The 6,726-nt window shown below is 43.5% G+C and carries 5 protein-coding genes and 1 pseudogene; 1 reads left to right on the top strand and 5 read right to left on the bottom strand.

Going from position 1 to position 6,726, the window contains the following annotated elements:
* Together VIP81_RS14930 and VIP81_RS14925 are read right to left on the bottom strand one after the other, a co-directional pair.
* A pseudogene (locus VIP81_RS14930) lies at positions 1-425 on the bottom strand (sialate O-acetylesterase); the annotation flags it as partial.
* Between the two features lie 84 nt (positions 426-509).
* Positions 510-1,379 (bottom strand): LysR family transcriptional regulator, encoded by an 870-nt coding sequence (locus tag VIP81_RS14925; protein ID WP_331962138.1) that lies wholly within the window; start codon positions 1,377-1,379, stop codon positions 510-512.
* A gap of 97 nt (positions 1,380-1,476) precedes the next feature.
* Between VIP81_RS14925 and VIP81_RS14920 the strand changes: the two genes are divergently transcribed.
* A complete protein-coding gene (locus tag VIP81_RS14920; protein WP_331962135.1) occupies positions 1,477-2,376 on the top strand; it encodes an alpha/beta hydrolase in 900 nt (299 codons plus the stop codon).
* A gap of 96 nt (positions 2,377-2,472) precedes the next feature.
* Here the strand turns inward: VIP81_RS14920 and VIP81_RS14915 are convergent, their stop codons facing one another.
* The 3 genes from VIP81_RS14915 to VIP81_RS14905 all read right to left on the bottom strand — a co-directional run.
* A complete protein-coding gene (locus tag VIP81_RS14915; RefSeq protein ID WP_331962132.1) occupies positions 2,473-3,528 on the bottom strand; it encodes a TlpA disulfide reductase family protein in 1,056 nt (351 codons plus the stop codon).
* Positions 3,529-3,696: 168 nt separating this feature from the next.
* Positions 3,697-5,166 (bottom strand): RagB/SusD family nutrient uptake outer membrane protein, encoded by a 1,470-nt coding sequence (locus VIP81_RS14910; protein ID WP_331962130.1) that lies wholly within the window; start codon positions 5,164-5,166, stop codon positions 3,697-3,699.
* Positions 5,167-5,187: 21 nt separating this feature from the next.
* A partial coding sequence (locus tag VIP81_RS14905) for a TonB-dependent receptor domain-containing protein (RefSeq protein WP_331962127.1) occupies positions 5,188-6,726 on the bottom strand: 1,539 nt, incomplete at its 5' end.

The following is a 6,726-nucleotide window of genomic DNA, read 5'->3' as shown; positions in this document are numbered from 1 at the left end:
TTAAAGAGCCGGATATTTGTATTGGCACTGTTGGGTATTTCGTCGATGATCTGCTGAATTTGCTGATGGCTGCTCCATTCCATATTGGATTGACCCGAACATACCCATACCTCTCCCAGCATTACATTATCCAGCACGATGGTGTTCTGTCCTTTAAAGGTAATCGTGTAAGGCCCTCCGGCGGCTGGCGTGTGTACTGTAATGTTCCAGTTGGCATCCCTGGAGGCTACTACGGTATCAGACTTATTATCCCAGGAGGTGGTAATGATCACTCTTTCCGTTGGCCCGGCCCATCCCCATAACTTTACGTCAGACTTTTGTTGTAATACCATATTACTTGCCAGTACATTAGGCAAACGGATATCCGCAAATGCGACCGTGGAAATAAGGGCTACCGCCCAGGATAGCATTGTTCGTTTTAGCATTGGTTGTTTTATTTTGAATTTCTCGCGTTGTGCAAAATCAGGCTTTACCCGGAGCCTGGATGATTATGTTCACTGTGTGTTTATTTATCGGCAAAATTCCTTCATCAACTTCACCTGGTCAGGTGTTACTTTTGTTTTATCATAAACAAGATACAATACATTCTCCAATGGTGTTCTGCCACGCCAGATGATCTTCAGGTCATCGTCCAGCAGGTAATCTGCTGCAATGGTTAATGCAATCGAGTGCTTCAGTGATTTTAAGATCAGATTCATATCCGGTATTACACAGGATGGTTTAATCACCGGACGTTTGTCGAAATTCTTTTGCCAGAACCTGCGTATGATAGCAAGATCTATAGTATAGGCAAACCATGGCTGTGATAATAACCAGGCTTCTGCACTTTCCCAGTATTCTTCCTTAACGTAATGATCAAAATCAGTGGTGTCAATTGTTTTACTCCCGGCGATGATGAAAATTTCTTGTCGGATAGGCTCAAAAACGAGCTGCTTATATTCGGTCAACTTAGTCGCCACCACAAAATCCAATGAGCCTTTTTGCAACCTGCCCAATAACTCTTTAGTGCGGCCAAAAGACAGAATAAGATTGGGCTCAATGGCGGCGATTTTTTCAGATAGGATAGCCTGAAAATACTCCTGCACGGTACCCAGCCGGATGATAGGTGACTTCTTTTTAAAAGAAGCCGTATTAAAATTAGCCTCTATTTTCTCCAACTTTTCCAGTGGTTCAATTACCTGTGTATAAAACAACTTGCCATAATCTGTAGGGACTATTTTGGGCTTCCGCTCAAACAATATCTTTCCAACATGTGCTTCCAATGAAGAAATATGCTGACTCACATTAGGCTGTGATATAAACAAAGCCCTGGATGCAGCAGTTAGTGATCCTGTTTGATAAACGGCCTTAAATGTTCTGTACCACTCCAGATTTACCATGCAATAAAGTTATAATTATTTTTATGACCGCCTATAAATTAAGCTATTTTCTTTATATCTCTCCAGCCATGAAATTTGTCTTCAAAACAAGTATACAATGGAAATTATACCACAGGTACAGGACGCATTGACTTTCATTCACTCCCTGAATGTTGCACCTATTGAAGATAAACTACAGGCTTCCAGAGCACGCTATGAAAAGTTGATACCACTTGCAGGCGAAGAGGAAGCTGTATTTTCAGTCGAAGACAAAACCATCGGATTTACCGACCGGAATGTTAACATCAGGATTTACCGGCCTGATAATAAAAAAGTATTACCGGCAGTCGTCTATTTTCATGGAGGAGGATTTTTCAAAGGAAGTCTTGCAACACATGACCGCCCATTACGGCAACTGACAAATTTATCCGGAGTAGTCGTTATCTCCGTTGATTACCGGCTGGCGCCTGAATACCCATTTCCGCACGGCCAGAATGATTGTATCGACACCACCGAATGGATCATTCACCATGCAGCAGAACTGGGCATAGACCATCATCGTATAGCCGTGGCCGGAGATAGCGCCGGTGGTACATTAGCCATGGCGGTAGCAGCGAAGCTGAAGAATATTTTATGCCAGATCCTCATCTATCCTCTTACAGACTGCTCCTTTGCAGCCCCTTCCTGGTCTACGTTTGCAGAAGGGCCTATTGTCACTTTAAAGAGCGCCAATGAGTTCTGGAAGTATTATACAGCAGGTAAAATGAATACGATACCGTTATACGATAATGATTTATCCGGTGTGCCTGATACGTTCATTATCTCAGCAGAATATGACCCGCTGCGGGATGATGCTGTGCTGTATGCAGAAAAACTTCGCCAGGCACATGTGGAAGTAAAGGAGATGATTTACCCGAAAATGATCCATGGCTTCATGCAGATGGGAGGCGTAATAGAGGAGGGAAGGGAGGTGATGGCGGAGATAGCGGCGTATGTTAGGGGGAAACTGAGGTTTTGAAAAATTAGGCAGATTAAGTTCGATATTTCACTTGTAATAGCAACTACTTAGCCCGCCCCACCTCAGACCTAAGTAGTTACTATTACGTTAGCTGTTTTACTTCAACTCTTTTTTTAATTCCGCAAGTTTCTTCTCAGATGCTTTGATGGTATCTTCCATGATGAAGCCGGCGAATTTACCTTCTTTCAATAACTGTTTTGCAGTAGTAATTGCCTTCTCCTGGTATTGCACCGCATTTTTATAATCACTCATATTTGCATATGCGCCGGCCATTTGCTCGTAGACCATAGATGCTGGCATTTGCGGTACTTGCAGTTGCGCATTCAACAGCTCTAAAGCATATTCATACGTTGATTTCTTCCATCCCTTTTGATTTGCAATTACTGCCGCTGTAGAGCCTACATATCCCGGCTTGGTAGCTTGCCATGGTCTTACAAAAGCCATTGCCGTATCTTCATTGACATGTTCAAGTAAGGTTTGGAACTTAAAGAAACCGAATGTTCCGGCAAAGGCTGGCATAGTGGCAATACCTGAATCCAGTAGTTGGATGGCCTCATTGTATTGCTTATCAGCGACTGCTTTTTCGTAAGCTTTATATAGATTTTGGAAGGGCAGCATTGCAGAATCTGATTCTTCATTTCTTGCCTGTAACTTTTTCCTGGTAGCAGCTACATCGTAATTTCCCGACATTACTACATTTACGACAGAATCCAGCTCGATCGGATGACCTATCCACAGAATGATCCCATCCTTTACCATAAACGAACAAGGTATGCCTTCCTGTCCGGCAGCCTTCATCCATTCATTTCCCATGAACTGGTCTTTGCTGTCGGTGATAACATTGAAGTCCATTTTGTTGCCGATGCCGGTCACAAATTTGCTGACTTTGGGAAGCGAGGACTCATAAGGTTTGTCGCCGGTTTTCTCCCATATATTCACCGCAATGACGGTAGCTTCTTTTTTATGTTCCCGGGCAAATTCAGAAAGATGTGGCATAGATGCAATGCAGGGACCACACCAGGTTGCCCAAAACTCGAAAAGATAAAGATGACCCTTCTTATACTCCTTAACAGGAGTGCCTTTTAGCCATTTCCCGTAACGAAGCTCCGGCGCTTTGTCTCCCACAAATAACCTGGATTTTTCCTGTCCCATTGAAACCACTGTGAAACAAAGGATGGAAAAAAAAGTCAGACACATAGTCTTCGAAATCTTCAGATTGTAACTCATTTTTTATTGGTTTTTGAAATGTAGAATGCAAAACATTATCCTTTAGAAGCCATCAGGCTTCTATGAAAAAGTTAATTATGATACTAAGTATCTCTAGAAGTTCGGTGTAGTCAACACCACTTTTGGATCATCGGGCTGAATGATCAACGCTTTCCCATTATTATCGGCAGCGTTTCGGATCATGGGTAATCCATTGCGGAAACAATCGTATCCCGCATGTCCTTCAAAGGCAAGTTCCATTCGCCTTTCTTTGAGAATCGCTGTAAGCAGGTCCTGATCAGCGATGCTGGTGATGTCCGATTCAGGTAACCCAGCGCGGGTGTGAATGGTACTGAGGTCGGCCCTGGCCATCGCGTAATTTTTCATTTTAGCATAAGCTTCAGCCCTGTTCAGGTACAATTCACCCGTGCGCAAAAATATATTAGGAGCGTGGGTGAGCAGTTGGCTATACAGTACCAGGAATTTGGTTGTTTCGGCCAGGCCGGTGGCCGGATTGACCTCAAAAAAATTACTTCGGATATCCTGGGCTGTAAATAATTGTTGAAGGTCGGAAGATGGCAGAAAAAATCCGCCATAGCCATAATTTGCATCATAGTTGTAAAGCAGGCCAATGAGACTGTAGCCTGTCATGTTATCAAATGCAAAAATGATCTCTTTATTGGCCGCAAATTTAGCGCGGCCAATAGCTCCATCCTGGTCAGCGGCAAACAGCTTTTTATAGTCGTCTCCCTGCAGCAATGCCAGTTTTCCGTTGTTTTGTGTTAATGTACTGTCAGCATAGGTGATGGCTGCCTGGTTATAAGTAGCGTCCGGACTGACCATGTTACCGCCCATATACAAATACACCCTTGATAACAATGCCCATGCAGCCTCTTTGCTGGCAAAACTGTTTGTCTTTGTCACAGGGGTTTTCATCAATTGCGCTGCAGTTTTCAATTCTGCTGTGATATAATCATATACTTCCTTAACAGTAGATGGTGCGGGTATCTCCTTTATATCACTTGTCTTTTTTAATGCAATACCGGAACTGTTGGCGGCATCCTGATAGTAAGGCTTGCCGTATAATCTGATCAGGTTAAAATAAGCAAGTGCCCTCAGGAAATGATTTTCGCCTTTCGCATACAACACACTGTTCTGGTCGGCTTCCGAAGAAGAGGCGAAACTTGTATTTTCGAAATCAGCGATCCCCTCCAAAGTAGTATTGATGCTTACAATGAGCTGGTAGGAGCCACGATAAAAATCGTTGCTGAAACCAAGCGTTGGACTGTTACTGTTTTGATAAAAGAATGCATCCGTCATTTTTTCTGCAGGTCCGAAGGTGCGCAAGGTGACGTTGTTGCCACGGCTTTCGGATAAGTTTGCCAGTGGTTCGTCATAAGACATAGAAACAGTGGAATTATCACGCAACAGGGAATAATTGCCTACAGTGGCTTCTACAATTCCGGCGACAGACGATAGCTCTCCGTCTTTATCAATTTTAATTAGAGGACTGATCTCATCGATCTTTTTATTGCAGGCTACTGCAATAAGAGATATCAAAAATATAATGGCGTAATTTTTCATTGTAATACTTTTAACTTTCAACTAAAATGTTACCTGTAGTCCAAATACATACCGCTTCGGTATACTTAGCGGGCCGGCCGAATTGCCGAAGTTTTGTGCCTGGCCAACAGAAGGGCCTTCCGGGCCGGAGGCAACAATATTTTTATTGTAGAGGGTATACAGGTTATCTGCACTTGCATATACCGTAAAGTTGGATAGTTTCAAACGGTTGGTCAGCGATTGCGGCAGGTCATAGTTTAGCCGAACATTGCGAAGCGAAGCGTTGCTGGCATCATGCATATATTTGCTGGATCCGAAATAGTCAGTATTAGCCTGATAGTAAAGTTTCGGCTCTGTAGCGTTGGTTTGTCCGGGTGTGGTCCAGGGGATTTGACTTTTGGTATAGGCCAGCTGATTAACCCGGTCAATATTCGCCACCTGAGAAGACGCGGCAAAGTTATCGATGATAGTGTATTTCAACGCAAACGTGATTAAAACACTTAGTGAAAATCTTTTGTAGGTAAAGTTGTTGGTAAGACCCCCATAGTATCTTGGCTGGGAAGAACCGATGTCTTGAAACTGCCTGCTGTCAGAAGCAGCATCCACTTCAGCCATTGTATTTACATATTCTACACCGACTTTATTTCCCTTTGCATCGAAAATCAATTTTTCAAATCTTGGCTTCCCGGATTGGAGATCAACACCGGCGTACTTAATAGCTTTTAAAGCATTGATATCATCTCCTTTAAAAAGATAATAACTATTCTGCGGGTAATATCCTTGTCTTAATGAATCATTGGCCACATTAACAATCTGATTCCTGTTAAAGCTGATGTTGAAAGAGGTACTCCAGGAAAAATTGGAACTGTTGATGTTCTGAGAATTCACCACCAGTTCTATCCCTTTGTTGTCTACCGTAGCGGCATTTTGCCATTGCGATGGAAAACCTGATAAAGCTGGTAACATCACCTTCTGTAACAGATCCTGAGAACTACGTTTGTAAACGTCTACCGTAGCTGTAAAACGTTTAGAGAACTCCATATCAACTCCTGCATTCCACGATTTGGTTACTTCCCATCTCAGATCCGGATTACCTAACACCGAGATGGTAGCCGCTCCAGCTCCGCTATATGTACTTCTCGGATCGTACAACGTTCTTGTGAGAAAGTTATCACCAAGTTGAGAGCCACTGGTTCCATAGTTGGCCCGTAGTTTTAAGTAGCTGATCCATTTTACGTTTTGCAGGAATTTTTCATCGCTGACCACCCAGGCGCCGCCTCCGGAATAGAAAGTACCATATCGGTTATCACGGCCAAAGCTGCTGGAGGCGTCCCTGCGTACAGAAGCGCTTAAACTATACCGGTTTTTATAGGTATATCCTGCTTCACTAAACCAGGAGTAAATCGCCTTCACATCCTTTCCTCCCTCAATATTACCCGCTTTGGTACTAGGGATGCCGTAGCTCGATAAATCAGCCGGGCCGCCAATTTCCCTGGCCAGAGAAATAACCGGATATCCGGCGCGCACATGGTTTACGTTTACCAGCATGTCTTCAACAGTGGTTTGTCCGAATTCCATACC

Origin of the sequence: Chitinophaga sp. (assembly GCF_036566945.1) — a bacterium.
In the GTDB taxonomy this organism is placed as follows: domain Bacteria; phylum Bacteroidota; class Bacteroidia; order Chitinophagales; family Chitinophagaceae; genus Chitinophaga.
Note: the sequence above shows the minus strand (reverse complement) of the source record. Positions and strands in the feature narration are given on the sequence as shown.

What these genes read in the sequence shown, in the direction of transcription:
- VIP81_RS14910 (WP_331962130.1), bottom strand. Translation starts at nt 5,166, where the DNA reads ATGAAAAATTACGCCATTATATTTTTGATATCTCTTATTGCAGTAGCC.
- VIP81_RS14920 (WP_331962135.1), top strand. Translation starts at nt 1,477, where the DNA reads ATGGAAATTATACCACAGGTACAGGACGCATTGACTTTCATTCACTCC.
- VIP81_RS14925 (WP_331962138.1), bottom strand. Translation starts at nt 1,379, where the DNA reads ATGGTAAATCTGGAGTGGTACAGAACATTTAAGGCCGTTTATCAAACA.
- VIP81_RS14915 (WP_331962132.1), bottom strand. Translation starts at nt 3,528, where the DNA reads ATGGGACAGGAAAAATCCAGGTTATTTGTGGGAGACAAAGCGCCGGAG.